The sequence below is a fragment of the Phocaeicola sp. RTP21198st1_B8_RTP21198_201120 genome (genome assembly GCF_040929485.1).
GTDB lineage: Bacteria > Bacteroidota > Bacteroidia > Bacteroidales > Bacteroidaceae > Phocaeicola > Phocaeicola dorei.
The window spans coordinates 1-1,358 of the sequence record NZ_JBCOCI010000361.1 but is presented as its reverse complement, the minus strand read 5'-3'; the positions used below and the strand labels follow the sequence as shown (position 1 = coordinate 1,358).

At 38.7% G+C, this 1,358-nt stretch carries 3 protein-coding genes; 1 reads left to right on the top strand and 2 read right to left on the bottom strand.

Annotation, left to right across the window (positions count from 1 at the left end; all coding sequences use genetic code 11):
* Window positions 1-294 (bottom strand): redox-sensing transcriptional repressor Rex (locus tag AB5935_RS26315; RefSeq protein WP_368327906.1); only part of this gene is annotated, 294 nt, incomplete at its 3' end.
* Between the two features lie 134 nt (window positions 295-428).
* Between AB5935_RS26315 and AB5935_RS26310 the strand changes: the two genes are divergently transcribed.
* The gene (locus AB5935_RS26310) at window positions 429-947 is read left to right on the top strand and encodes a TlpA family protein disulfide reductase (RefSeq protein ID WP_410525554.1); all 519 of its coding nucleotides are present in this window, start codon (window positions 429-431) and stop codon (window positions 945-947) included.
* 133 nt (window positions 948-1,080) lie between these two features.
* Here AB5935_RS26310 and AB5935_RS26305 read toward each other — a convergent pair.
* Window positions 1,081-1,358, bottom strand: a 278-nt coding sequence (locus AB5935_RS26305) for a His/Gly/Thr/Pro-type tRNA ligase C-terminal domain-containing protein (RefSeq protein WP_368327905.1), incomplete at its 5' end; no start/stop codon positions are given.

The following is a 1,358-nucleotide window of genomic DNA, read 5'->3' as shown; positions in this document are numbered from 1 at the left end:
ACCTACACCAAACAAGAAGGCTTTGTGCATATTGGTAAATCCAAGAAAACTCTCTAACACCTCAATCAGCGCATCAATATTGTATCCCACTCTCGTACGCCCCGAGATATTGACGTATGACAAATCCTTGGCGATTTGGGAAGCGTCAATATTTATTTCCTTAGAGATTTGTGTAGAAGAGACATACTGCTCCCCTTTATCTTTCATTAGTTTTATATTGGACAGATACCAGGGAAGTCTGCGCAAGGTAGGCTCCGGCACTTTATCCGCCTCTTTTCGTATATAAGTGCTCATACTTCTTACAAAATTTGGTATTTTGCAAAAGTACATTATTTTTTGAGACTGACAACCCTATAACAGAAAACCTTAATAGAGATTAAACAAAACGATGAAAAGAGACTCAAATTTTGCTCTTTTCGATAAGTTTAATACAAGAAAAGAGAAAAGTAATATTATTCTGTGCGGCAACACTATTCTCACTGTTGTCATTCGCACAAGAAAGTGATGCGGATATTGTAAAGGTAGGTGACAATATACCTGCCTTCACCCTTCATTCAACAGCAAACGGCACCATAAACTCTGCAGATCTAAAAGGGAAAGTTGTATTAATCAATATTTTCGCTACCTGGTGCGGCCCTTGCCAAAGCGAACTGGCTGAAGTTCAGAAAATACTCTGGCCTAAATATAAAAACAACAAGGATTTCTGTATGTTAGTGATCGGTCGCGAGCATACAGATGACCAATTAGCGGAATACAATAAAAGAAAAAGGTTTACATTTCCCCTCTACCCGGATCCCAAACGGGAAGTTACAGGTAAATTTGCCACCAAAATGATTCCCAGAAGTTATTTAATAAACAAAGAAGGAAAAGTAATATCAGCTACTACCGGCTATGAAGATGGAGCCATAGATACGCTGATGAAGCAAATAGATAAAGCATTGAAGTAGTCCCTATCCTAAGATATGCCTTAAAGAAAAAAGAGTCCGGTGCAATACCGAACTCTCGCAATATACAGTAAATTATTAACTGCTCAACTTTTGGGATGCAGTTAATAATTTTATAATTTCAATTCATCGCTGCTTATTTCTTCACAGTAGCAATCAGCTCCTCTGCTGAAACAAGATTCTGTTCTCCTGTCTCCATATTCTTCAGCATTGCTTTGCCTTCGTTCATTTCATTCTCACCGACAATAGCTACAAACGGAATATTCTTTGCATTAGCATAGCTCATCTGTTTCTTCATCTTGGCTGCATCCGGGAAAATCTCTGCACGGATACCGGCAGCACGCACTTTCGATAAAATACCCATAGAGAATGCAGCTTCCTTTTCACCGAAGTTGATAAACAGAACTTCTGTTC